This is a genomic window from uncultured Roseobacter sp., from assembly GCF_947499265.1.
Lineage (GTDB): Bacteria > Pseudomonadota > Alphaproteobacteria > Rhodobacterales > Rhodobacteraceae > Roseobacter.
Genome location: NZ_CANMNK010000001.1, coordinates 750938 through 776390 on the forward strand (window position 1 = coordinate 750938; position 25453 = coordinate 776390).

Consider the following 25453-nt stretch of genomic DNA (forward strand, 5'->3'; position numbering starts at 1 on the left):
GGAGGTCTAAAATGCAACGTATGGGCATGGTGATTGGTCTGAATGCTGAAAAGCTAGAGGAATACAAACGCCTGCACGCCGATGTCTGGCCCGGCGTGCTCTCCATGATCACGGCCTGCAACATCCGCAACTACTCGATTTTTCTGCGTGAGCCGGAAAACCTGTTATTCGGCTACTGGGAATACCATGGGACCGATTTCGAGGCGGATGCCGCCAAGATGGCCGCCGATCCGGAAACCCAGAAGTGGTGGGATGTTTGCATGCCCTGTCAGGTGCCACTGGAAAGCAGACTTGAAGGCGAATGGTGGGCCATGATGGACGAAGTGTTTCACTTGGAGTGAGGATGTGATCGAACTTCAGCAGCATTGGCCCAAGGCCACTACCCCCAAGCCCATCGTGATCTTTGGCGCGGGTTCCATCGTCCGGGATGCACATCTGCCTGCCTATGCACAGGCAGGCTACACCGTGCGGGGGATCTACGATCCTGACATCGTGCTGGCGCGTGAGCTGTCCCACGATCATGAGTTTGCTGTCTACGAAACCTTGCAGGACGCGGTCGCGCAGGACGATGTTGTCTTTGACCTTGCAACACCCCCCGACGCCCATGCCGAGGTATTGCGGGCTCTGCCGCGGGGGGCGCCGGTGCTGATACAAAAACCCATGGGCAGCGATCTGGACGACGCGACCGAGATTTTGCGGATTTGCGAGGAGCGCGCGTTGCGGGCTGCGGTGAATTTTCAGCTGCGGTTTGCGCCGATGATGCTGGCGCTTCAGGATGCGATCGCGCAGGGGATGTTGGGCGAGGTGGTGGATTTTGACGCTTGGCTGGCGCTCGATACGCCCTGGGGTCTGTGGAAGTTTCTGGAACCCCTGCCGCGCGTGGAGTTGTCACTGCACTCCATTCACTATCTCGACATGGTGCGCGCGCTTTTGGGGGAACCGCTGGGCATTCATGCCAAGACAATCGGCCATCCCGACAGCAAGATCGCCCAGACGCGAACGGCGGCCATTCTGGACTATGGCGCACGGGTGCGCTGTGCGCTTTCGATCAACCACAACCACGGCTTTGGCCGACGCCATCAGGCTTGCGAATTCCGCATCTGTGGCACCGAAGGCGCGGCTTATGTTCAGCTCGGCGTGAACCTTGATTATCCGAAGGGCGAGGCTGACATTCTTGAGATCAAGACCGGCGATGCGCCATGGCAAACCGTTAACCTGACCGGCGCCTGGTTTCCGGAGGCCTTTGCCAGCCGCATGTCGCAGTTGCAACGGTTTGCATCGGGCGAAGAGGATCAGTTGATCAGTTCGGTTGCAGACGCATGGAAAACAATGGCCGTCGTCGAAGCCGCATTTCAAAGCAGCGCGGCACCGGCAACACCGATCCGATCCATGTCTTAACCCTTCAAGTCAAAAGGTTTTGTTTCTCGGCTCCCAGCGCCCAACGCAGCACTTTTAAACACGTCAAGATATCCCTGTCTGACGGTAACTTGGTGGTTGGAGTTAAGAGCTGTGTCCCGCTGGAAGTATCCGTGCAGTGGACTCGCGGATCACCAAACTACCCTCCAATAGCACGTCCTCCAGGGGGGAGGAGCTTTCGTCCAGCACGCGTTCCACTGCTTTTTTTGCCAGTTTCTCGGTCGGCTGGGCAACGGTCGTCAAGCGGGGGACGACCAGAGACGCAAGGGTCGTGTCATCAAATCCGACGACAGAGACGGATTGCGGGACCGAGATGCCCATATCACGCGCTGCGCGCAACACCCCGATTGCCATCTGATCGCTCGCCGCAGCAATCGCGGTGGGGCGTTCTCCCTCTGATTGCAGCAACAGCTTTCGCGCAAGGATTTCACCACTGTGAAAGTCGAATTGACCATTATGAATCTCAAGCTGCAGCGCAGCGTTCTGCGCATTGTGAACTTCAAATTGTCGGACAAACCCAGCCAGGCGTTGCCGTCCAACCTCGGTATCCTGTGGTCCTGCCAGATATGCCAGCCGTTGGTGCCCAAGGCTGATGAGATATGTCGCGACCTTGGCTGAGCCATCAGCATGGTCCGTGCTGACCAATGGAAAGGAATGAAAGCGGCGATCCAAAGAAAGAACGCGAACTTCGGAGCTTTCCAGCTTTGCGCTGGTGTCATTACAGGCCGCAACGATCAAACCGCGGGGTGACCTGTCCAGCAAGGCCGCGATCTGTCGCCCTTCGGTCACCGTGTCGTCATGCGAATTCGTCAGCATAACCGTGTGACCGCGCCGCGCGGCCTCCGTTTCGATGTTCAAGGCGAGTTGTGCAAAAAACGGGTTGGTTATGTCAGGCACAACAAGTCCAATGATGTTGAATTTGTTGGTGCGAAGGGCGCGTGCGGCCATATTCGGTCGGTAGTTCAGATCTGTAACGGCCTGCAAAACACGCTCACGCAGCGCGACCTTAACGGTTTGGTCTTCGGAAAGTACCTTGGAGACGGTTCCGACTGATACGCCAGCGTGACGTGCAACATCTTTTACTGTTGGCATATTGGACCTAAGGGGCTGTGCAGTTACTCAAGCGAACTCATACGCGGCTGGATTCTAGAGGGTTCGATCCCAAAGTTGTACCGAATTCGTAAAGCTCGTTTGCTGTTGGCGTTGCTTCCGCCGCCCCATGCCGCGTGGTGGCGAGCGCAGCCGCGTAGACAGCGCGCTGAATAGCGTCACATATTTCGGCGCCTTGTGCCAAAAACGTTGCCAACGCGCCGTTAAAGCAATCTCCGGCGGCCACTGTGTCGACGGTTGGCACGGTCGGTGCGGCCATTGAGCCGCGTGACGTTCCGATGCTCCAACCCACGCCTAGACCGCCCATGGTTACGATTGCGCCGCGTGGTCCGAAATCGCGTAGTTCTTCAGCCGCCCTTTGTGCTTCGGAGAGAGTTTGGGGAAGCGCGCCGAGGATCAGATGCGCTTCATGAGCATTGGGGGTAATGACGTCGAAAGCCTGCAAGACATCTTTGGACCAGAAGGGCACCGGCGCTGGCGCAGGGTCCATAATGACACGTACGTCATGTGCCCGCGCAATTTCCGCCGCCCGCAAAGAGGTTTCAATCGACACCTCGTTTTGCAAAAGCAGTATTTTTGCATTCGCAATTGTCTTGGCGTTGGAGTCGATGTGTTCGGGAGAGAGGGTTTGGTTTGCGCCTTCCGCCAACCGGATGATGTTGCCTCCCTCCGGGCCTACGTCAATGAATGCCATGCCGGTCGCTTCGGTCTCTGCAGGCGCCGGTATGAGATGTACATTGGCCCGCCGCAACCGGTCTAGAGCGTCCCGTCCGAAGCTGTCTGAGCCAATTGCCCCAATCAAAGCGACCGAACTGTCCAATCGGGCAGCTGCGACGGCCTGATTGGCCCCTTTGCCGCCCAACCCTATGCGCGTATCGATCGCGGTGACCGTTTCACCGACCCCGGGCCATCGCGCCAGATAGCTCGTCATGTCGACATTAATGCTTCCTACGACGACGACATCGGTCAAAACGGCACTCCGCTTACAAGGATCAGATTGGAATAGGGGGTGAAGTCGCCGGTTCGGATGATGGCCTTCACAGTCTGGCATCGGGTCTTGAAATCCGCATGCGCCAACGTGCCAAAGTTGACCTGCTTGTCCCGCGCGGTCTCCCCGGCTTCCAGCGTTTCAGCCATACGAGTTGCAAGGTCTGCGTCACATTCCTCCGCGCGATGCGCCGCTTGCACAACCATTTCGCTTTTGAGGGCATCCATCACCTGAAAGAGAGTGGGCAGGCCTGGTCGCACAGCAAGATCAATCACCGGAACGCCGCAGGGTGCAGGCAACCCTGCATCTGCCACCACAATTTCATCCAGATGCCCAAGCTCTGCAACCAACGCGCTCAGATAGCGGTTGAGAAGGTGGGTCCTTTTCATGTTGCCGAATACTTTGCACGATAGTGATCAAGGATGACCGCAACCACAATGACGACGCCTGTGATCATCTGGCGGACAAAATCGCTCAACCCGATCAGGATGAGCCCGTTTGCAAGCACCCCGATGATGAAGGCGCCCAGCAAAGTGCCGATGACAGATCCGCGCCCGCCGCTCAGGCTGGTGCCACCGATGATCACTGCGGCAATCGCGTTCAGTTCAAATCCGATCCCAGCGATGGGCGAGGAAATGTTCAATCGCGCCATATAGATGATCGCAGCAATTCCAGCCGTCAGCCCACAGATCGAAAAAGCGGCGACTTTGTACCAAAACACCGGATGCCCGGCGAGGCGCACAGCCTCTTCATTGTTTCCGATACCATAGATCAGACGCCCGAAAACTGTCCGGTTCAGGATAAACCACGCCACCACAACGAGGCTCAGGGCCACCAGGAAGACGACGGGCACGCCAAAGATGAGCTTTGAGCCGAATTCCTCGAAAGCGAAGGGGAAGGAGTAGATCGTCTGGGCCCCCGATATCTGCAAACCTGCCCCGCGCGCAATGTTGAGCATGCCAAGAGTGATAATGAAGGATGGAAGCGACCAGTAGGCACTGACGGCACCATTGATAAAGCCACAGATCATTCCGGCCATGAGGCCGGCCAGGATCGCGAGAATAATCAATTCCGTAGCGCCCATCCCCGGAAGCGTGATGGCTTTGCCCGCAACAACGGCTGCAAAGGCCATGACAGACCCCACCGACAGATCGATGCCACCGATCAGGATGACAAATGTCATACCCACAGCGAGGACCAGGTTAATCGTGATCTGCGTCAGAATGTTGGTGATGTTGTTTGCAGACAGGAAGTGCTCGCTCGCGACCGAAAAGAAGATGATCATGAGCAAAAGCGCGAGTCCGATGCCTGCGTTATTGATGATGGATCGAATGGACAAAGGGCGTCTCCCTGATGCGGCTGGAAGGTTCTCAGCGGTGCTCATGCCGATTTTCTTTCTGATGATTTCTCTTGCCCGTAGGCGAGTTGAAGGATGCGTTCTTGCGAATAATCCGCACGGTTCAACATGCCCTGGATCTGATGCCCGGCCATGACCAGAACACGGTTGGTCAGCGTGATCAGTTCCGGCAGTTCAGACGATACGACGATCATCGAGACGCCTTGAGCTGCCAAATCGCGCAAAATGCTGTAGATTTCGGCCTTGGCCCCTACATCCACGCCCCGTGTGGGCTCGTCTAACAGCAGGACATCCGGTTGGCAGGCCAGCCATTTGGCCAATACGACTTTTTGTTGGTTTCCACCCGACAGACTGGATACCGCGTCAGACAATTTTCCGTACTTCAATCTCAGGCGCGTGCCACCCTGCGTGGCCATCTTGCGTTCGGATGAAAAGTCCAGCAGGCCGCGCCGCGAAATGGATGCGATATCGACCAATGAGGTATTCGCGGCAATGGGCATGTCGAGGATGAGGCCCTCTTCCTTGCGATCTTCGGTGACAAATCCAATGCCAGCGGCGATCGCATCCCTTGGGGTGCTGATTTTCAGTTCGGCAGCGTCTTTTGTGATGTGCCCCGCGATCTTGGGATCGGCACCGAAAATGGCCCGCAGGACTTCTGTGCGGCCTGCTCCAACCAACCCGGCAATGCCCAGAATTTCGCCTTTGCGCAAATCAAAATCGATGCCCTGTGCGGTTGTGTTGGCAGTTGTGACCAGGCCCCGAACCGATAGGGCAATGGCGACATCATCCTCAAATCCAGCACCCGAATCCGATCGTTCTTCGAGGGTGCGTCCTACCATGTAGCGCACGACATCGGGGGGCGCTACATCCTTGATATTCTCGGTAATGATGGTTTTGCCGTTCCGAAAAACTGTAACGCGATCACAGATGCCGAACACCTCGTCCAGGTGATGCGATACAAATACGACGGTCACGCCCTTGATCTTTATCGACGTCACGATTTCAAAAAGACGGTCCGTTTCGCGTTCCGTCAGCGTGGCAGTAGGTTCGTCGAGGATCAGAATCCGGCTATCGCTTTGCAAGGCACGTGCAATTTCCACCAACTGTCTGTGTGCGATGCCCAGACTGCGCACGGGGGCGGTCACATCCACATCGCTGAGCCCGATGGCATCAAGCGCGGTGCGCGCCCGGCGGTTCATTTCGCGTCGGTCCAACAGACCAAACCGGGTGCGGGGAAGCGCTTCAATGGAAATGTTCTCGGCGACGCTCAGATCATTCAGCAGGTTGAATTCTTGATGCACAACCTGAATGCCGGCCAATTTGGCCGCGTGGGGTGATGCGGGTTGATAGACTGCACCATCGATTTTGAGCGCCCCGTCGTCGAACATGTGGACGCCGGACAACACTTTGATCAAGGTGGATTTCCCGGCCCCATTCTCGCCGACCAGCGCGTGAACTTCTCCGGCCACCAAATCAAAGCTGACCCCGTCGAGTGCATGGATCCCGCCGAAGGATTTGCGTAGGCCGCTCACAGAGAGAAGGGGAGAGGTGCGTGAATTCGACATGATCGTCATTCTCCGGTGGTCAGGTTCGCGGGGGCATCCGATGCGTTTCACCAGATGCCCCCGGGGAGAATTATTTCCCGCTGACGAGCTCAATGGGCGTTTTGACCCAACCTTCAAGCGCCGGTCCGCCGGCAACGACTTCCAGCGCAAGGTCGATGGAATTGGCGGCCATCTCTTTGCCGAACTGATCAACAGAGGCGAGCAAACGACCGTCTTCGATCATCGGAAGTACCGCCGGGATTGCGTCAAAACCCACAACCTTGATGTCCGTCCGACCTGCCGCTTCAAGCGCTTTGACAGCACCAATTGCCATTGAGTCATTGGCCGCCATCACACCCTGAATGTCCGGATTGGCGGTCAGCATGTTTGCCAGCAACTGGTTTGCCTCTTCGGTTTCCCAATGGGCTGTGCGGCTGTCCAGAAGCTCCAGTTTGTATTCAGCGACCGAGTCTTCGAACCCCATGCGGCGCTGGGTAGCGTTGTCCGCGCCGGGGTTGCCCTCAATGATGACGACCTTGGCACCTTCACCCAGAGCCTGCCCCAGGGCATCCCCTGCCAATTTGGCACCCCCGCGGTTGTCGGGACCGACGAAGGCCAGTTCGACGCCCTGTTGTTTCTTCGCGCCTTCATCGAGTGCAACGTCGAAGTTCACGACGACAATGCCAGCCTCCATGGCCCTCTTAAGCGGGCGCACCATTGCTTTGGAGTCGGCTGGTGCAACGACGATGGCGTCCACCCCTTGGGTAATGAAGTTTTCCACCGCGTTGATTTGGGATTCAAAGTCGGTTTCGTTTTGCATGCCAACAGCGCGCAATTCGTAGTCCCCGCGCGCTTCAGCGTGGGCTTCGGCCCCCTCCAACATGTTCTGAAAGAACTCGTTCGCCAATGATTTCATGATTAACCCGACAACGGGCTTCTCCTCGGCGATTGCGATTCCAGTAGACAAAAGAATTCCGGTCGCTGCCGCAGCAACGAATTTGATGAGCTTCATGAGAGCCTCCCTGATAACTTTGTTGGCCTTATCTGCGCAGAAGTGCGGCTGTTTTCCGGCCTGCTTTCAGTGGGTCACGGATCATGATTCGTGTCAATATGAAACGTTTCATAAATGAGAAGGGTAAATCTCTGAACTGCATGGATAGGCGAGATATCGACTTATATCTCTGTTAAATATAATAAAAAATTTAGATCGAGGTATTTCTGGAATGGCGATTTGAAGCTGGTCATGGATTTAATTCATCTCATAATGAACCGAATATTGATCCGTTCATTCGATTTGCCATTCCTCGTGCGCTACCGGGATCGCGCTTTGGCGAAGCCATTAAAGAGCGGATCATGCTCAGTTTGGCGCCCAAAAAAGCGCATATTGAAGTACGAGCACTGACGCGCCAAGCTTCAGATCCAGCAGGCCAAGAGTTCCTCACCGTAACGAAACTGTTTCGCGCGCCAGACCGTCGCGACAAGAGCAGGTGCCGTAATCGGCCCAGCACCCCGGCATTTCTGTCTCTTATGGCGCGCGCGCGATCAACCCTTCATAGATGGCGCTGATTTTCGAAACATGTTTGTCCGTGCCGTAGTTTTCCAACACATCCGCCTTTGCCGCAGACACAATCCGTGACTTGAGGTCCGGATTTTCTTTTAGCTTCAATACGGGCTCGACGAAAGCTTCGGGATCATCCTTGTCGACGAGAAAGCCGGTTTTACCGTCTGTAATCGCCTCGGGGTTGCCGCCGTGATTGGTCGCGATAACAGGTGTGCCGAGGTACATTGCTTCTATCAATGTGCGCCCGAAGGGTTCGTTAAGCGCTGGCACCAGCATAGCATCGATGCCCGCCATGTACGCATGTATCGGACTGCGAAAACCCATCAGCTTGACGCGCGCCCCAATCCCCAATTGGTTTGCCAGCGCCGGAACGGTTTCGTCCAGACGGGATTCCGGGCGCTCCACCTCTCCGAAAATGAGGCCGTAGACAGGTGTGTCCGGCACCTGGGCCTGAATGGCGGCCACGGCGCGCACAAAATGGTCGGGCCGCTTTCGGACGATGATTGTGCCAAAATATCCCAGAATGAGCGCATTATCTTCGATACCCAACTCCGCGCACAAGGCAGCGCGTGCAGCGTTCGGGTCGGGCGGATCCATATCAAAATCGAAAGGGCTGTGGACGACGTCACATCGCTTTTCGATGCTGCGAAGTGGGTTGTTCGGCTTGGCATATTCGGACACGGTTACGATCCTGTTTGCCAGGAGTGGCGCAATTTTGTTGATGCCAAAGCCGTCCGGATCCTGTCGGTGGTGCCAGAGATGCGCCCGTCCGGAGAGACGGGTCGGCAGTGACCAGTTGGAATGCATCCGCCCGTCGTTCGTGTGGACAATGTCTGCGTCAATGCGCTTCAGGACAGCGCGCAGGGCTGGCAATGATTGGCGCAGATACCCCACCGCGCCTGTGGAATTGCTGGAAGCCAGCGTTCTCTTGGAGCCGAGAATTGGAATGTCCGGAATGGCATCGAACGTATCTCCATTCTGGGTCAGCATATCAGCGAAAGGCCCGGCAGGATGGTGGATCAGGATACGCGGTTCAAACAGATTGGGGTCAAGGTTGCGGATGAGCATCATGGCAGAGATATGACTGCCGCCGATCTCGTTTCCGCCAACGAACGGAAAAAGAACGCGAATGCGATTGTTTGTTTTGGTCATCGGTCTGATTGTCCTGCTCATTCGGTCGGAGGGGTCGTTGGCGGCTGGGTAACTGTTAGCAGATCGCCTGGCATTGTCGGTGAAGTCGGCTTTGCGACTTCCTTGCTGTCGCCACTATGTCTTGTCATGCGATAGGCGGGCGGGGGTAAAGGCGGAGGTGCAGCAGGGGAAGAGGCAGCCATAGCTAAATGGCCGTGATAGCAGGCTCCGCTGGGCGCAACATGGACCGCAGCAACCGGACCATGCGCGATAGCTTCTACTATTGGTAAACCAGTTCGCGGCAACGTACATTGTACTCTGGTCCGTTGTGGCACAATAAAAACCCTAATTCCGAAACAGCAAAACCGCAGCGCACAACGTGCAAAAAAAATTCCAAACAAACATAAAGACCGTGGTGTTCAAAAATGCAAACATATCCGTCGTTTCATGAGTTTGCGACTCAAAGCTACTGGCCGGAGTGCTGAGACATGTCCCATCCGTAAGAAGCAGGAGCACGTATCATGCTTTGGTGCTGACGGGGCGGCTGAAATCATCAAGCGTCTCTCAGTTAAAACATAGCGATGCAGTATTCGGATCGCCAATGAATTGGGAATAGGTCAAACCGCGCGGGTGGAGCTGCGCGTTTTGCATCCCCTCGGCAAGCTCTGCAGACCCTGTGGGCGTTTCGGGTTCGGTTCAAATCGGACATTTGCATAGCTCACACCGGTCGTTTCGGCGCGTGAACTAGGGCGCGCACTTCTCTATCTCGTCACACCTTGCTGCGCGCGTTTTCGGGAATACTGTCTTCTTGTCGGCGCGTCGGATCGGCGGCATCGTCAAAGGATGCGCGGTCCTCATTCAGGATTGCCCGTGCCGCTTGAATTCCGGAAAGACTGGCCCAGTCAGCGCCTGGCCGATTGACGTGATAAATCGATTTGAGTTTTGAAACTTCGCCGAACAAGGCGGTTCTGTAGGCAGTTTGCTGTTCTCGCCAGCTGGCCGCTGCGTTCGTGCGTGGGAAATGCAAAACCTGTGACCCGATCAAATCGCGTGGGTTCAATATCCCGGCAGTTTCCAGCTCTGAAATCGCAAGTTTTACCTGCTCTTCTTCGGTGTAACCAAGGATGTCCGCTTGACCGGAGCAAAAGAACTCCACACAGTAGGCAGCCTTTCCTTCGGGCACCATCCGGCCCCCAAAAGCCCCGAAGTTCGTGATCCTCCCGCACTTCAAATCGGGATCGTTCACTTCTAGCCACGCATGCGGGAATTGGTGTGGCACACCCAGAAACAAGTAGACAAGAAGAACTGACCGGTCCGCTTCCGCCCCCGGTTTCGGCATTTTGATCGATGCAGTATTGCGCTCGGGTAGCCTGTCCCAAAGCTGCTCAATCGACATGCTTGAAACAACCTGGCGGGCTGTTTGGACGGTTGTTTTGCCGTCAACGGCATAGGTGACCTTCACGCTACCGCATGTTTCGGGCTGCAAGTCGGTAACATTCGCTCCAAAGACAGTTCTTCCACCCAGGGCCGCGTATTCATCGGCAAGCCGTTCAAAAAGTTGCCCGGTTCCTGCTTTCGGATGCCGCCACGCAACCTGACGCGACACGCCGCCTCGCGATGCCATCGCAATGGCGTTTTTCGCGGTCGCCATTAAACCGGTACCCCTGGCTTGACCAACCGGGTTGTCGTCAGGCGGTGGCAAATCAGACCAACGTACGCCGCGAAATTTTTCCCAATAGCCCTGCGCGAGGATGCCGGCGAACGTTTGCCCGACCCGGAACTGCCAGAAGTCTTCGTAGGTTTTGGGAGATCTGAAGGCGCTGGTCATCCAGCCGCGCAGAAGATCGATGCCACCTAGTGCGAGCCAGCCAAGTGGCATGGCCCGCATAGGCCCGTGATACTTGCCGGACATCTCGACGATGCGCCCTTTGTACAGGCTGCCGACCCGATGCGGATATTCCGCATAGTCATCGCCCACGGCATTGCGCCACAGGGCATCGATTTCAGGAAACCGCGCATAGAGCTCCTTACGCCCAAGATCCAAAGTGAAATCCTGCCAGCGCGGAGATCGCATCATCCCGCCAACTTCCTGCCCTTGTTCGAGCAACAGGGGGCTGTGTCCGCCTTTCTGCAACTCCAGAGCAGCACTAAGGCCCGATGGTCCGGCACCGATTACAATTGTCTCGGTGGCATCCAAATTAAAGTTTTGAGAATCCATGTTTCACACACCAAATAAACTTTTCGTTACAATAATCAGTTACAAGAAGACTGCGATTTGCTAGGATTTACAAAGTTAAATTACATAATAGTCCTAGTTACTCGAAATTGCACTAAAATCAATGGTATATGCGCAAGATGATAGTCGATTTTCCAGCGGTGGATTTGTTCTTTCCCTCGATCTGGAACTCATGTGGGGCGTCTACGGCACACATTCCATAGACTCATATGGCCCGAATATTCTGGGCGTGCGTGAGGCTGTTCCCGCATTGCTTGATTTGTTTGACACCAACGGGTTGCATGCAACTTGGGCGACCGTCGGCATGTTGATGTTCGACAATCGCGATGAACTTTTGGCCGCACTGCCGCACCGAAGGGCGCAATTTCGGAACCAGCGAGACAATAACTACGCTTTCATTGATACGGTGGGTGAGGATGAGGCGTCAGACCCCTATCATTTCGGACTGTCAATTGTTCAGGACATTGCTGCTCGGTCGACCCAGGAGCTGGGGACACATACGTTCTCGCATTATTATTGCCTCGAAGAACCGCTGGACATCCCCGCTTTCACAGCAGACATCGACGCAGCCATTGCCGCGTTTCAGCGCCTTGGCATGCGACCTCGGAGCATTGTTTTTCCAAGAAATCAGGTGACACCTGGCGCTTTGGACGTATGTGTGGCGCGTGGCGTCGATGTCTACCGCGGGCCAGGTCCATTTCGTGTGGATCGTCCTGCGGCGCGCGCGCAACAGTCCAAGGCGCAGCGTGGTCTGCGGCTGGCCAACAGTTACGTTCCGCTATGCGGCAGCGCGGTCGTTGATGCCAGTTGGCGTGATGGGATTGGGAATGTCCCCGCGAGCCGGTTCTTGCGGCCCTATGCCGGCGGCTCGGCGGCAGGCGCTAGGCTTCAGCTTGGGCTGATCAGGCGGGAAATGCAGCAGGCGGCCCAGCAGAACCGTATTTTTCATCTATGGTTCCATCCGCATAATTTTGGAACTTATACCAAGGAAAACATATCTGTTCTGAGCGAGATCGTCGCGTTTTCCGGTGAGTTGAGGGACACTTTTGGGTGGCCGTCTCTGACGATGTCCGAAGCGGCAGATGCAGCCAAAAGAGCCTCCGCTCAGATGTCTGGAGCGGCGTAATGCTGCGTTCAGCCACATATCGTCAGACCGTCGATTCCGAGAGCAGGCGAACTTTCCAAGGGCTTGAAGGAAACGAAACGGTCATCGAGCATCGGCGAAAACGTGTCATCGTTTTGGCAAGCCTGACCGCATCGCTTGTCGGGTTCCGCTATGATTTGTTGAAATCGATGGCGAAATACGCGGATGTTTTGGCATGTGGCCCGAATTCTGACCCTGTGTCAGAGGCGCGGCTCGCGGAGATTGGTGTTGCATTCAAAATTGTCCCGATGGACCGAACAGGGCAAAACCCCTGGCAAGATCTGAAGACCTTTTTTGCATTGGTCCGCGTCTTCCGCGACTTCTCCCCGGACATCGTCTTTTCTTACACCATGAAGCCGATCATTTATGGCGGCCTTGCTGCGCGCTGGGCCGGTGTCGAAAAGGTGCTGCCGATGTGCACGGGCCTTGGCTATGTGTTTGTCGATGAGCACTGCAGCCTGCGGAAACGGTTGCTGCGCAGAGGATCGATACAGCTTTATCGGCACGCGTTAAAAAAGGTTGATGAAGTGATTGTCTATAACGAAGCGGACGCCGCTGAGTTTCGCAGGCATCGGTTGGTCAGACAAGAATGTCCGGTCAGTGTTATTCCCGGGTCAGGGGTAAATTTGGATCGATTTGCCCAGCACCCTGTGCCAAAAGGTCCGCCGATTTTTCTGATGGTTGCACGCCTTTTGAAGGACAAGGGAATTTGTGAGTACGTGGAAGCCGCCCGTCGCCTGAAAGCGCGTTATCCCGACGTACGATGTCAACTCTTGGGCCCATTGGATGCCAATCCCTCGTCGATCAACGCTGAAGAGGTCGAGGCGTGGGGAGCTGAGGGCGTAATTGAGTATTTGGGGGAGACGCCGGATGTGCGTCCATATTTGGCGGCCTGCAGCGTTTTTGTTCTTCCCTCCTATCGCGAAGGCGTGTCGCGAACAGTGCTTGAGGCGATGTCGACCGGACGCGCGATTATCACGTCTGATGCGCCGGGCTGTGCTGAGCCTGTAGTCGATGGCACCACAGGTTTTGTGGTTTCCGTTCGCAATGTCGACGAGTTGGCGGACGCGATGGAAAGGTTTGTGACCGATGGCAAACTGGGTATGAGATTGGGCGCCGCGGGGCGTGATCTTGCGACGGCGCGGTTTGACGTCAGAAAAGTGAATAAAATCCTCTTGGCCAAGCTCGGCCTCTCCGCTGAAAAGTCATGCGAAAAAGCGGACTGACATTTGAGAATGTCATTGAGACCCCTAATCATTCAAAACGGGTGGCCTTGATTGGGTTCGAGTGTGTTGGCCCTGGCATGATCGCCTGAACAAATTCGCGAACTGGCGAGTGTCCATCGCTAGTTAGGTCGGTAAAATTGCCGAATTAAAATTTCTGCAGGTTTTAAAATGCTGTTCAGTTTACTTAGCAGGTCCCCTGACGCGTCCTGTTATAGATCATAAATCGAATAGATTCCTTGATTTGCATAGCGGCACAATATCGCTCACTGAGCGCCACGATAGTCAGCAATAATCTCTTTGGCAGAGATCGTGTTTGAGGCTTTCCTGCCCAAAAAGAACACGCCGCTTGCGCCATCGACGGCGTAGCTTTCCGGAATGAGGTGATCCAGGTAACGCAGCCAGAAGAATGCGAGCTTCGCAAGGCTGCCCGCTTTACGGGATCGAAACAGTCCCCGGAATAGGTAGTCGATCGACCAAATCATCTGCGTACCAGGCCCCCCGCTTGAACCGGACTTCACGCGATGGAAGCGGCGGAACAGATAGCGGTGACCGCTCTCCGTAAACCGTGTGAAATCGTAAGGGCCCTCGTGCACCTGCTGCATGAAAGGCGTTTCGGCATAGACCAGCCCTTCTGGTTTTAATACGCGCCAGATTTCTTCAACCACAACCTCGGGTCTCAGGACATGTTCCAGGACCGCTTGAACGACAACACCATCAAAGGTGTCGTTTTGGATCGGGATGTTGTGCGCATCCGCAACGAAGTGGATGTTCGACGAGGGATAGATATCAAAGGCAACCAGCTTGATTGCTGAATCTTCATATACTACGTCCATCCCTTGTCCGACCGTGCCGCCGCCGATGACTAATACAACCGGCTCCGGGTTAAGGGCTTTGAGCGCTTCTATGAAGTTTTCAGAATTCTCCACCGTCGATTTTTTGATGGGGGAAACCAGGCGTTTCAAACGGCTGATGATCCCTGAGTAGGAACGACGCTCGATCTGCCCTGCGTCCTCTCCCTTTAGATCTTCGATGTCGATCACCGAATTTGCGAAATCGACATAGATCGGTAACCCATCGGTTTGTGTTGCTGGGGTGGTGCCTTTGCCTGCGACATTCGTCCGTGCGTCTGGCCATTCAATAAGGTCTTCGACAAATTTACGATCTACTAGTGGCATCTCTTTCTCCAACAGGGCGACTAATTTACGCGGCTGTATCCATTAATTTTTCGGTTCGTGCACGGTCCTGAAACGGGGGGGAAACCTGAAGTTATTTGTGTATGTGACATTGGGGTCTTAAGCCATTCGCGGCAAGCTAAGAGAAGATCGTCATACATTTCGGGCTTCTCAAAGGAATTTTGCAGCTTGGCGCGCGCGAACGATATGCTCTCCCGCAGCGTCCGTGAGAATGACGGCCCGCCCCTACGCGACCCTGGTAGTTCGTGCGACGGGAAAGGACAGTCCTCGTATCGGCTAAAAAGCTCGAAACGGCCGGCAAAGTTCTTGTCCGGTGCCGAAATGGTGTAGTCTAGGTTGGCGATTTGGAACGTCATTTCGGGACTTCTGTAGCCTTGTTCACCTGAATCTGAAGCTTTACTTGCACGCGCGATGAGTGGCATCGCATGTCGTCACCGCTCGGACTTGAAACAGACCCAGTCGCGACGGTGTTAGAAATAGCCAAAGGATAATCGGCGCAGAGAGCGCGCAAAAAGCGGGTTGCAAGGGTCAAGTGAACACCGATCCGTATGCTGCTTTTGCCCTGACCAGATGGCAGCTGGTTGTCGCGTCACTACAATTACTCATATCCAAATACCCTATAAACAAAATACTAGCCCCCTATTCGGGTTGCCAACACTATACAAATGATATGCGCCTACATCGAAAAATCGGAAACTGCTGATACCTGCGCAGAAATTACTCGTTTGTGCTTTGTCTTTCTCATTCGTGCAAAATATGTCCAAAAGCGCTTTGATCTTCAAATTTTGGGCTCACCATCCTATCGTTATTCAAAAGTGTTTAATGATTTCGGCTCCACGCGTCCAAGCAGGCTCCAGCGACCACTTCGCCAGACTCGCTTGGGTAAAGGAAATCTCACTTTGGCCAAGCGCGGCCGGGGACGAAATCTTTGCCATAAACTATATGTAGGATGTTCGACGAGGGAAGTGGTTTATTGGCGTATTTCTGCAATCTGCGTCCGCGTGCAAACTTATGTGTTATTTTTCAGTACTTTAGTGAGCGATCACATTGATGGATGAATGCCCTCTTGATTGGGAAGTGAAAAGCGTTCTCTTTGAAGTTGCGTAGCTCTGTATTGGATTCCCTTATGGAGGGCAGCTTTCGACTCGAACCTTGCCTTCCAAGGCTTAATGCGAATCGCTAAAGCTATGTTTTGGCGTGCTAAAAAGTGATCTGTGTCTATTCCTAAACATTGTTTGCTTTGTCAGAACCTATCAAACTTGTGCTTCATGATTGCGCTTGGATCGCGCGGACCGCTGGGTCAGGGCTGACAAACTCTTGAACGTCCTGCAGGTTCATCGGCTTGCCGAACAAAAAGCCTTGCACAAAATCACAGTTCTCCGCTTGCAGAAAGGAGAGTTCCTGCTCATTTTCAACGCCTTCCGCAAGAACAGGGATACCCAAGGCTTCGCCAAGAAGTAGCGTTGATCGGACAATTGCCGTACGATATCGATCCTGGTTCACGTCCTGGATAAAGCTTCGGTCGATCTTAATCTTGTCAAACGGGAAAGCTTGCAGCGCAGCCAAGGACGAATACCCGGTCCCAAAATCATCCATTGCAATCCGCACGCCCATCGCCTTGATTTTGTGCATTACCTTGAGCGTATAGGCCTGGTCGTCGATAATACTGGACTCCGTAACCTCTAATTCCAGGCGTCCAGGCGGCAGTCTGCTTTCGATCAAAATATCGGACAGCTCCTCAATAAACGAGGGCTGAGCGAGCTGTTGAGGCGCTACATTGACCGCTACGCTCAACGGCTTTGCCCATTTTGCGGCTTCAAAACATGCGGCACGCAAGACCCATATACCAATCTCTCGGATCAAACCGGTTTCTTCGGCAATTGGAATAAACTCAGCAGGCGAGACCATGCCGCGCGTTGGATGGTTCCACCGCAATAAAACCTCAAAACCGATTGGTTCCAGCGTTTTCAGATCGTTCTGAAGTTGAAATGCAAGCTCAAGCTGACTGCTGGATGTCACTTGCCTGAGGTCATTTATCAAAAGCAGCCGATCCCTGCTTTGCCTGTCCATTTCCGCGTCGTAGATGCAAATATTGGCCTCCGTTTGCAGCTTGGCACGGTACATCGCCAGGTCGGAGTTGTGCTGTAGATCGTCAAGATCAGAGCCATCACTTATGCTGGTCGCAATCCCGATGGAGGACCCTATGGATAGCGAGTATTCTTCGGTATCAACAGGTTCTGACGTCAGCGCATGCAACCTTTCCGCGAATGAAACGACTTCCTCTATCGATTGAAAGCCCACTTTCAGGGCAACGAATTCATCCCCTCCCGTGCGCGCAACAAATTCATGTTCTTGGCATGCGGTTTTTAGTCGGTTTGAAATTTCCTTTAGAAAGCGATCTCCCACGGCATGCCCGCGAAGATCATTCACTTCCTTGAATAGGTCGAGGTCGATCGTCAGAACTGCAACCTTTAGGTTTTCATCTCGCGACATCAACTCCTTGCACTCGTCCATTTTCCGGCTGAGCTGCAACCTGTTCGGTAGCTTGGTCAGATGATCATGCGTCGCCGTATACTCCAATTTCTCCAAGGCTTCTCGTTCGAGGTTGGTCTCGATGCTCAGCGCAGCAAAACCCACAACCAAAATCAAAATCGTCACAGCGAATATGAGCAGACCAAGCGTTGCGTCCGGCATGAACTGTTGCGGGACTTCATAGTAGGGGCTCAACTCCACGGAAAATGCTGCCATCCCGGTGAAGTGCATCGAACAGATGGCCAAGACCATCAGAACGGCACCGCCGAGCCAGCAATACCGTGTGATTGGGTAGGCAATTCTATGATAGGCAGCAGCCCCGAGAAGGCAGCCCAGGAGCAGCGACATCAATACCATCGATGGGTCCCAACGGATCTCACCAGGCAAGAGGTACGCCGACATTCCGATGTAATGCATCATTGAGACTGAGAGACCGAAGCCTGCCCCTGCCGCGATAAAATGAAATTTTCCGTCTCCGTAGGCCAGCAGCGCGTTGGCTGCGAGCATTCCGAAAACGGCAACGCCCAGTGAGACACCTGTCAGAACCGGTTCATATCCATGTTCGAAACCGGGCTCATACGCCAGCATCGCAATGAAATGCGTCGACCAAACCGTTGCGCCGCTGATGAGGCTGCTGAGAAACAGCTGTATCCGTCTGCGCAATCCGGTTGCAGAGAACAATCGCCTTGAAACAAGGACAGAGATACACGATCCAATAACGCACACGATCGCAGCCACTGCGACAAGCCAATGGTCATGTTCTTGAGACAAACACTCTATTACGCGATACAATTGATTAGTCGTCCTTGGGCCATTCTATTCGCGGGATATCACGACAGTCGTTAATGATGCGTCCCGTTTGCCTTGAGTATCTGCCTCTTATTCGCGCAATTTTTCAGGAAATTAGAGCGATCCCACGATCTGAACTGGGGCCGGCTTTGCTTCTTAAGGATATGAATATTATAGAATTTTAGTCGTCCTGCCCATTTTGGTTTTCGGCGCTTATGCTCAAAAGGTTTTTGATCATGTAGCGTGTCATGAATTGAAGCTTGTGGGGAGATGGCCGCGTTTCGACCATTGGATTTCTTACAAAATAAATAAGCGCCAGGAGTGTAAGCTGTGGGTCCTATCTGACGAGTAACTTCACGCTCTCGACCGCTTCCTTCGTTCGGTCCAACCCCCGCGCTCAGAATCCTGGTAGGGCAGTGGAAAGTCGCGTTCGAGGCGCGGACGTGTCATTCTGATCGTGCCGCATCACACAGGGCGCCCCAATCATCGCAATCATACGCGATGACTTCCAAGAATGGTCGCGTGCGGGGAGCAAGCTCCCATCTACCAACCGCACAGTGCTTCTGATACCTTCTCAGCATGAGTGCTTGGCATATTCACATCATGAACGCCCGCAACCAGCTGACCGAGTTGCTCGAAACGCTCACCTCTGCAGTTTCAGACGCTCAGAACGGCTGCATAAATGTTCACGACCCCGTTGCTCTCGACCTCACGGTTCGGGGCACGAATTGGCCGATGCCCAAGGCACTTCGCGTGAGCGGGTCGGCATATGGTCCGGGCCGAATTGACATCGTGATTGATATGTCGGCTGGGTTCAGCGGCGAAGAACTCCATCAGGCAATGCTGCGCACGATTTATCACGAGTTTCATCATGTATTGAGATGGGATGGTCCCGGATATGGGCAAACACTTGGCGAAGCACTCGTTTCCGAAGGGCTCGCACAACACTTTGTGCATGAGATGATGACCTGTCCGGCTGAGCCTTGGGAAAACGCTATTGATGGCGCTGAATTGCTGGAGGCGCAAAGCCTCGCCGCGCAAGAATTCGACGCGAAGCCCTATGACCACTCAAAATGGTTTTTTGGCCGCGGCAAGCTTTCGCGATGGGCGGGCTACACCGTGGGGTTTGAAATGGTCGCAAAATACCTTGCTGAACAATCGGATACGACGGCGCTCCATAACGCAACGACTCCAGCGTCAGAGTTTGCGCGATTTCTGAGGTGAATTTGGAAACCAGCTCCCCTGCGACGCTTCGAAGGGGAGCCGATATGACTTGCGATGAGGTGCCGTCTTTCAAAATGCATCCTTTCGGCATGAATGTTGCGCCGAGTAGTCTCTATGTACGTTTGATCGCAGCTTTGCGCCGTTTCTACACGCGATCACCTGTTGAAGTTCCGCGCTCTGCCGTGGGTTTTGTATCGGCGGGGCGGTTGATGCCAAGCCAATCGTTTAGCGGGCGCATCAGCATGCCAAGCGCCACGCCGCAGCAGATCTGGAATACGATATTTGCCAGTTTTGCAGCCGTGGAATCACCTGCCAGACTGCTGAAAACAAAGTCAGCGGCAGAATGGGTCAAATAGATCATCAGCGAAAAGGCAGCCACGGTGACCACAATTTTTGCCAGCAGACGTGGCAGTGGGACATAGGGAAAAACCGTGCACAGAAACAGGGCCAGGATCCACCAGAGTTCCGAGTGATTGGTCAGCAGAGAATGCGTGAGCGCGAGATGGCATAGGACAAACCCGAAGCTGATCACCTGGCGGCGGAAGGTATCTGCTGCTGCGACCAGCGCACCGAGGGCGAGAAACGGCAGCAGCGTCGTTGGCGATCTGAAGAGCAGGCGCGCGCTGGCCAATATCTCTCCGTGATGAAGCGCTGCGACCAGAATTGTGCCGATCGCCACCACCTCGGTCAGCACAAAGAAAATGGCCAGGCTACGCCATGGGTTTGCCGATAGCTGCCGCCGTATACCGGGAAAACAGAGCAACACCCCGATGGCCAGGAACATCTGCAAATAGACATGCAAAAACCATAGCCATTCCAGACGATAGGGGATCCACCTCTGGCCCAGGAAAACAACATCAAAGAAATTGACCAGGTTTCGATAAAACAGCAGGGAGGATAGCTCGACGTTGTTGCCGATATAGAAATGCCAGCTGAAATACAGCAGCGAAACTGGCACTAAGGGCACAAGAAGCCGCCCCAGCAAAGCCCAAACACGCCGGGCGTGGCCGTCTTTTAGCACGGCAGGCAGTTGCAGGTGCCCAAACGAAAACCCGGCGAGTACGAAGAGCACAATCGACATCCCGCCTGTCAGCTTGAAACCTGCATGAAAGGCCACGATCTCAACGATGGCGAGACACCTGAGCAGCACGAAGGTTTCGACCCTACTGATCTCAAAACGCGGCGTCGCCGCCGGAGTTTCTGTTGACGTTGAGGGGGCGAGCGCGGCCAATTCGGTAATGGTCATCCACGGCCAGTTGGTAGGCAGGTTCAGACCAAGCGCCTCAAGATCAAGGCGGGTTTCGATTGTTGACAGGCTATCGGCGCCCAGATCAAAGAGGGACTGATCCCGCGTGGCAAACGCGCGACCGGAGTGTTTGACGAGTATCTCGGCAATCGATGTCTCGGCAGACCCTTCTGGCGCATCGGATGGCGCAGCGGCATCGGATGTTTCGATGTCCTGCGCCAACTCCGCAAGGGCATCCTTGTCGATCTTGCCGTTCGGAGTGAACGGAAAGTGATCCATGACCACGATCCGGGCCGGCATCATGTAGGTCGGCAGATTGCTGAACAGCGCCGCCCGGATTTTCTTTTCCGTGACCTCTGCGACCTCTGACAGCGCAAACAGCAGCAGCCGGTCGTCTGAGATAAGCGCGCAGGCCCGCTCGACGCCCGGCACCGCTTCGGTGGTGGTTTCGACCTCGCCCAATTCCACGCGGAAGCCGTTGATCTTGATCTGCCCGTCCCGGCGTCCAGCAAAGTAAATCAGCCCATCCGGCATCTGGTACCCGATGTCGCCGGTGAAATGTCGGCAGGCCGCGCCGGTTTCGGGCGGGATCCGTTGATTGACCCCCGCCACGGGATCCGCCAGATCGGCGACAATCTCACCCACTTCCCCGACCGAAACCGGGGAGCCGTCGTCGGCGACCAGTCGGACACCGGTCCAGGGCAGGGTGCGGCCGATGGCAATGTCGCGGGTGCGTGCCGCCCCTTCCTCGATTTCATTGATCACAAAGGCCTGGGGCGTTTCTGTCGTGCCAAAAACGTTGAACTGGCGCACGCCCGGCACCAGATCGTGCCACTGCTCGACCACCCGTGGCGGCAGCCTTTCACCGCCCCAAAAAATCGCTTTCAGGCCATCGAACCCGTCCTCTGACGCCATATCCGTTGTCAAAAGGCGCGCCGATGTCGGACTCAGGCGCAACACATTGCAGTGCGTTTTCGCGATCAGGGCACGGAGGCGTTTGGGGTCCATCATCTCGCACGGACTTGGGATGGCGATTGTGCCGCCATGGGACAAAGGCAAAAAGATGTCGCGCGGCGTTGGATCATGCGAGAGCCCGGCCATCATGGTTGTTGTGATGCGGCCTGGCAGCGCAAGTGTGCGCGACTGCCATGAGATGAACCGTTGTAAGGTCTTGTCGGGATGGGTCGTCAGCTTTGGCTGGCCGGTCGTGCCCGAGGTAAAGAGGTGATAGGCCGCATCCCGTGGCGCGCCGTTCACGATGTTGGGGAGCCGATCCGTTTCGCGCATCGGTGTGATGCGCGTCACTTGCCCGGCGATCTCAGCGGGCAGATCGACACCTGCCTCAATGACATAGCGTGTTCCGAGCTGATCCAGCATCCTTTCGATCCGCGACACGGGATAGGTCGCATCGACCAGCGCAAAGGAGGCGCCGCTGGCGGATACCCCCAAAACGGATGCAACCAGATCAGAATTGCGTTGCGCAAAAATGACAACCCGGTCCCTGGGCGTGACCCCAGCGGCGTGCAATCCACCGGTTATGGACCCCGCGCGGTGGGCGAGAGCGCGGTAGGTGAGCGTCTCTTTTGAGGTGATGATGGCTGCAGCATCAGGTTGCCGGTCCGCCCACTCAAAAAAAGCTTCGTGAATCCGCCGGGTCGGTTCAGGCTCCAGCGTGGATTGCGGCACGACGACCTCACGGCCCTTGCGCGCACGCTTGAGTATCTCCCGGCAGGTTTGGTGTGGGTTTTCAAGGGCGGCCTCAAGGATCCTGCCTTGCAGATCAAGGAAGAGTTCCGCGCGTGTCTCTGACAGTTGTGCGGCGTTGTAAAATGCCCGCGCCTTCAGAACGCTCCGGTCCGTCGACCATATGAGGTTCAGATCATATTCCGTCCGCCTGTCAAGAAACTCGCGCGGTCCGACGTCAAGCTCACCTGCCGTGATCCGGGCTGCGGGCGGGAACATATTGATGGAAACACTGGGTGCCTTTTGCTCGGAGATCACAAGGTCCAGAACCGGCTCATTTTCCAGAGCAACAGTGTCGCGCGTCTGCGCCGATACCGCAGTCGAAAAAGCGGCAAATTCCTGATCGAGATCCACGCTGAGGTTCAGGGGCAAGGTGTTGGAAAACGGGCCAATGACCGAATTTGGGGCGCCGAGCGCCTTGCGTCCTTCGGTCTGGAAAAAGCTTGAGACCGCTTCTTCTCCGGAATAGCCGTGCAAACCGAGGGCGTAGGCGGCTGCAAGCACGCCGAACTGCGTGGCACCGATTGATTTGCCCAGTGCGCGAATGGGTTTTTGCACATCCTCGAAACTACGTTCGACGTAACGGCCTGCCGCAGCAGCCTCTTCGTCATGGACGCCGTCACCCACCAGCCGCACCGGTTTTGGCAAGGAGCGCACCAGATCCTTTACGTCGGTTGGCGCGCGGGCATCGTCCATCCCCGTTGCGGCAAATTCGTAGTAGGACCTGGCGGGCGGCAATGTCTCCCCTGCGTAGAGCTTCAGCAATTCCTTGGTCATGACGCCTCGGGAAAAACCATCCGTGACCGCATGGTGCGCCGCAATTGTAAAGCGCCAGCGTTCCCCTAGATCCGCCACAAGAAACCGGATCAAAGAGCCGCTTTTAAGGGGATCAACATCGTCAAACACAAGAGGCAAGGCCCAGCTCCGAAAGGCAGACAAGCTCTGATCGGCCATGTCGCAATGGTGAAGCTGAAGGCTGGGTATTTGTGAGACCACGGCGCTGACATGGCCGCCGGAAATTTCAAATCGTGTCCGTAAGGACTCGTGGCGTTGCACCAGGTTTTTGGCCGCCGCTGAAAAGGCATTTCTGTCAAATGGTCCCTCAACCAGATGACCCAGCGGGATCATATATGACCCTGCGCCCGCGAGTTCGGCTTTTACATATCGGCTCTGATTGTCGCTTGCTGGAACGCGAACCTCTGTCGCGCTTTCCACGCGCAGTGACGTGCCATCGGAAACTAAATACTGTCGCATGTGACCATGCCTTATGAGTTACGAAAAAAATCAGCGTATCGAGAAAAGAAGAAAAATATGTCAATTCTGAGGGACTTATGTAGCAATATCCCAAAAATCTAGGGCGTGTCATCGAATATGGTTTAATTTCAACTCTGGCGTGAGAAATACGCGGAATCAGCGCGAAAATTGTTGATCAGGACCGCGATGGCGTCAGATCGTCGGCCTTCGATCCCGCGTCAGATGCGCGTGACTTGATCGGTTATCGGCGCAGCACGGCCTCTGCTTCTATTTCCACGCGGTACCCGCCAATCAACCCGGCAACGACGACCAGGGTGTTCGCGGGCTTGATCTCGCCAAAGACGCGCCCATGCGCCCGTGAGATCGCCTCAACATCCGCCTCATCGACGATGTAAATCCGGGTGCGTATGACGTCTTCGGCGCAGGCGCCCAGCGCTTCCAGCGCCGCAAGGATCTTGTCGATGACAAAGATCGTCTGCGCCCCCGCGTCCGCCTCAGCGACAATGCGATCTGCCCCCGCTGTCGCTGTCGTGCCCGAAACGAGAATGCGATCGTCGATGCGCTGGGCGCGGGTGTAGCCGGCGATATCTTCCCACTTTGACCCGCTCAGGACGCGTTGCTGATCGTCTCTGCCCGCCACATCTTTGGCGGTGAAGGGCAACGGCATCGTATCCAGGTGATGGCTGAGATCGCCGGAGGCTGTCAGGAAGGGCGGACGCCGGTATTCGTCGCCGCAATCGCCGGGCACCGGGCGGGTGGTTGAAAAAGCCTCCTCAAGGCGCCCGTGATCTTCCGTGTCGAGCTGAAATGAGAAGAGCCGCAGATTGTCCCCGACATGCATCCGCTCGCCCAGTCTTGCGCCAACAATGACACCGGCAACGGCGGAATGCTCTAGCACCCAGCGGGTCGCGACGTTCGCAATTGACACTTCATGCTTTCGGGCAATTTTATCGGCGGCAGCAAGGATGCCCTGAAACGCTTGCCACCCGCCGGTCACCTCAATGAAACGTTTATATTTCATCTTCGACCAGTCGTTGATGTCCTCGGGCTCGGGCTGTCCCAGCCAGCGTTCGGATAAAAATCCACCGCAGAGGGTGCCATAGGCCAGAAGCTTTGTCCCTCTGCGATGGCACAGATCGGAAAGCGCCCCCGCAGCACGCCGGTCGACCAGCGAAAATGAGACCTGATTGGTCAAGAGCGGCACGCCGTCGGCCAATGCCAGATCCAGATGGGCTGCATCAAAGTTGGTCACTCCGAGCTCGGCAATCAGGCCCTCGGCGCGCAGTTGCGTCAATTCATGCAGCGCATCGAGCCAGGCTGGATGCTGAAAGCCCCACCAGTGAAATTGCAGCAGATCGATACGGTCCACCCCAAGACGCTCCAGCCGCGCCTCGACGCCTGCGTGCACCACATTACGCGTCATCGGACCGGGCGCAGGGCACCATTTGGTGAAAGCAAGCGGGCGGGGCGTGTCGGATCGGGCCAGCAGATGGCCCGTAATGATCTCCGCGCTGCCATAGTGGTCCGCCATATCAAAGGTGTCGAAGCCCTGATCGGCATAGGCGGCCAGCCACGCCGCCCCGGTCTCAGGGTCGATGGTGGCGCCGCCTTTCTCAATATCCGCAACCTGCCACAGGCCGGTCAGGACACGGGAGATCTCCAGATGATCAGAGAGACGCAAACGATCCGGTCGTGTCGAGTAGGTCATGTCAGGGCGCATCCTTTTGTCCGGGCGATTGGTCCTTGAGAGCCGCGCCAC

General features: G+C 55.5%; 17 protein-coding genes and 1 pseudogene. 5 read left to right on the forward strand and 13 right to left on the reverse strand.

What is annotated here, in order from left to right:
* Window positions 1-11 precede the first annotated feature (11 nt).
* Both Q1A63_RS03650 and Q1A63_RS03655 read left to right on the forward strand, forming a co-directional pair.
* Window positions 12-341 carry an L-rhamnose mutarotase gene (locus Q1A63_RS03650; protein WP_298969356.1) on the forward strand — a complete coding sequence of 110 codons (330 nt, stop codon included), beginning with the start codon at window positions 12-14 and terminating at the stop codon, window positions 339-341.
* Between the two features lie 4 nt (window positions 342-345).
* On the forward strand, window positions 346-1398 hold the full coding sequence (locus Q1A63_RS03655) for a Gfo/Idh/MocA family oxidoreductase (RefSeq protein ID WP_299630684.1): 1053 nt from the start codon (window positions 346-348) through the stop codon (window positions 1396-1398).
* A gap of 102 nt (window positions 1399-1500) precedes the next feature.
* On the opposite strand, the gene Q1A63_RS03660 is transcribed toward Q1A63_RS03655, so the two are convergent.
* The 9 genes and pseudogenes from Q1A63_RS03660 to Q1A63_RS25595 form a co-directional block, all read right to left on the reverse strand.
* Window positions 1501-2508, reverse strand: a complete 1008-nt coding sequence (locus Q1A63_RS03660) for a LacI family DNA-binding transcriptional regulator (protein WP_298969358.1) — start codon at window positions 2506-2508, stop codon at window positions 1501-1503.
* A 37-nt stretch (window positions 2509-2545) separates the two neighbouring features.
* Entirely contained in the window at window positions 2546-3496 is a 951-nt protein-coding gene (locus Q1A63_RS03665) for a ribokinase (protein ID WP_299630687.1), read from the reverse strand.
* Window positions 3493-3903: a D-ribose pyranase gene (rbsD, locus tag Q1A63_RS03670; RefSeq protein WP_299630689.1), complete on the reverse strand. Its 411-nt coding sequence runs from the start codon at window positions 3901-3903 to the stop codon at window positions 3493-3495. Before rbsD ends, Q1A63_RS03665 begins: the two co-directional genes overlap by 4 nt.
* Window positions 3900-4853, reverse strand: a complete 954-nt coding sequence (locus Q1A63_RS03675) for an ABC transporter permease (protein WP_299401991.1) — start codon at window positions 4851-4853, stop codon at window positions 3900-3902. Before Q1A63_RS03675 ends, rbsD begins: the two co-directional genes overlap by 4 nt.
* Before the next feature lie 41 nt (window positions 4854-4894).
* Window positions 4895-6403, reverse strand: a complete 1509-nt coding sequence (locus Q1A63_RS03680) for a sugar ABC transporter ATP-binding protein (protein WP_299630691.1) — start codon at window positions 6401-6403, stop codon at window positions 4895-4897.
* A gap of 103 nt (window positions 6404-6506) precedes the next feature.
* The gene (locus tag Q1A63_RS03685) at window positions 6507-7427 is read right to left on the reverse strand and encodes a sugar ABC transporter substrate-binding protein (RefSeq protein WP_298969367.1); all 921 of its coding nucleotides are present in this window, start codon (window positions 7425-7427) and stop codon (window positions 6507-6509) included.
* 513 nt (window positions 7428-7940) lie between these two features.
* Entirely contained in the window at window positions 7941-9128 is a 1188-nt protein-coding gene (locus tag Q1A63_RS03690; RefSeq protein WP_298969369.1) for a glycosyltransferase family 4 protein, read from the reverse strand.
* Window positions 9129-9876: 748 nt separating this feature from the next.
* The gene (locus Q1A63_RS03695; RefSeq protein WP_298969370.1) at window positions 9877-11085 is read right to left on the reverse strand and encodes a hypothetical protein; all 1209 of its coding nucleotides are present in this window, start codon (window positions 11083-11085) and stop codon (window positions 9877-9879) included.
* A 66-nt stretch (window positions 11086-11151) separates the two neighbouring features.
* Window positions 11152-11325 (reverse strand): annotated as a pseudogene (locus tag Q1A63_RS25595) (FAD-dependent oxidoreductase); the annotation flags it as partial.
* A 121-nt stretch (window positions 11326-11446) separates the two neighbouring features.
* Here Q1A63_RS25595 and Q1A63_RS03700 point away from each other — a divergent pair.
* Both Q1A63_RS03700 and Q1A63_RS03705 read left to right on the forward strand, forming a co-directional pair.
* Entirely contained in the window at window positions 11447-12469 is a 1023-nt protein-coding gene (locus tag Q1A63_RS03700; protein WP_298969372.1) for a polysaccharide deacetylase family protein, read from the forward strand.
* A gap of 167 nt (window positions 12470-12636) precedes the next feature.
* On the forward strand, window positions 12637-13713 hold the full coding sequence (locus Q1A63_RS03705; RefSeq protein WP_298969583.1) for a glycosyltransferase family 4 protein: 1077 nt from the start codon (window positions 12637-12639) through the stop codon (window positions 13711-13713).
* Window positions 13714-13976: 263 nt separating this feature from the next.
* Here the strand turns inward: Q1A63_RS03705 and Q1A63_RS03710 are convergent, their stop codons facing one another.
* Window positions 13977-14888, reverse strand: coding sequence for a class I SAM-dependent methyltransferase (locus Q1A63_RS03710; RefSeq protein WP_298969373.1), 912 nt, complete (start codon window positions 14886-14888; stop codon window positions 13977-13979).
* A gap of 1284 nt (window positions 14889-16172) precedes the next feature.
* Window positions 16173-18119, reverse strand: a complete 1947-nt coding sequence (locus Q1A63_RS03715; RefSeq protein WP_366524264.1) for an EAL domain-containing protein — start codon at window positions 18117-18119, stop codon at window positions 16173-16175.
* A gap of 687 nt (window positions 18120-18806) precedes the next feature.
* Between Q1A63_RS03715 and Q1A63_RS03720 the strand changes: the two genes are divergently transcribed.
* On the forward strand, window positions 18807-19451 hold the full coding sequence (locus tag Q1A63_RS03720; protein ID WP_298969377.1) for a DUF2268 domain-containing putative Zn-dependent protease: 645 nt from the start codon (window positions 18807-18809) through the stop codon (window positions 19449-19451).
* Window positions 19452-19596: 145 nt separating this feature from the next.
* Here the strand turns inward: Q1A63_RS03720 and Q1A63_RS03725 are convergent, their stop codons facing one another.
* Window positions 19597-23694: an AMP-binding protein gene (locus tag Q1A63_RS03725; protein WP_298969379.1), complete on the reverse strand. Its 4098-nt coding sequence runs from the start codon at window positions 23692-23694 to the stop codon at window positions 19597-19599.
* A 241-nt stretch (window positions 23695-23935) separates the two neighbouring features.
* A complete protein-coding gene (locus Q1A63_RS03730) occupies window positions 23936-25402 on the reverse strand; it encodes an aldo/keto reductase (protein WP_298969380.1) in 1467 nt (488 codons plus the stop codon).
* Between the last annotated feature and the right edge of the window lie 51 nt (window positions 25403-25453).

Bases quoted from the DNA above. Each gene is read 5' to 3' on its own strand.
- Q1A63_RS03705 (WP_298969583.1), top strand. From the start codon at position 12,637: ATGGCGAAATACGCGGATGTTTTGGCATGTGGCCCGAATTCTGACCCT.
- Q1A63_RS03650 (WP_298969356.1), top strand. From the start codon at position 12: ATGCAACGTATGGGCATGGTGATTGGTCTGAATGCTGAAAAGCTAGAG.
- Q1A63_RS03690 (WP_298969369.1), bottom strand. From the start codon at position 9,128: ATGACCAAAACAAACAATCGCATTCGCGTTCTTTTTCCGTTCGTTGGC.
- Q1A63_RS03660 (WP_298969358.1), bottom strand. From the start codon at position 2,508: ATGCCAACAGTAAAAGATGTTGCACGTCACGCTGGCGTATCAGTCGGA.
- Q1A63_RS03685 (WP_298969367.1), bottom strand. From the start codon at position 7,427: ATGAAGCTCATCAAATTCGTTGCTGCGGCAGCGACCGGAATTCTTTTG.
- Q1A63_RS03725 (WP_298969379.1), bottom strand. From the start codon at position 23,694: ATGCGACAGTATTTAGTTTCCGATGGCACGTCACTGCGCGTGGAAAGC.
- Q1A63_RS03710 (WP_298969373.1), bottom strand. From the start codon at position 14,888: ATGCCACTAGTAGATCGTAAATTTGTCGAAGACCTTATTGAATGGCCA.
- rbsD (WP_299630689.1), bottom strand. From the start codon at position 3,903: ATGAAAAGGACCCACCTTCTCAACCGCTATCTGAGCGCGTTGGTTGCA.
- Q1A63_RS03720 (WP_298969377.1), top strand. From the start codon at position 18,807: ATGAGTGCTTGGCATATTCACATCATGAACGCCCGCAACCAGCTGACC.
- Q1A63_RS03700 (WP_298969372.1), top strand. From the start codon at position 11,447: ATGGTATATGCGCAAGATGATAGTCGATTTTCCAGCGGTGGATTTGTT.
- Q1A63_RS03730 (WP_298969380.1), bottom strand. From the start codon at position 25,402: ATGACCTACTCGACACGACCGGATCGTTTGCGTCTCTCTGATCATCTG.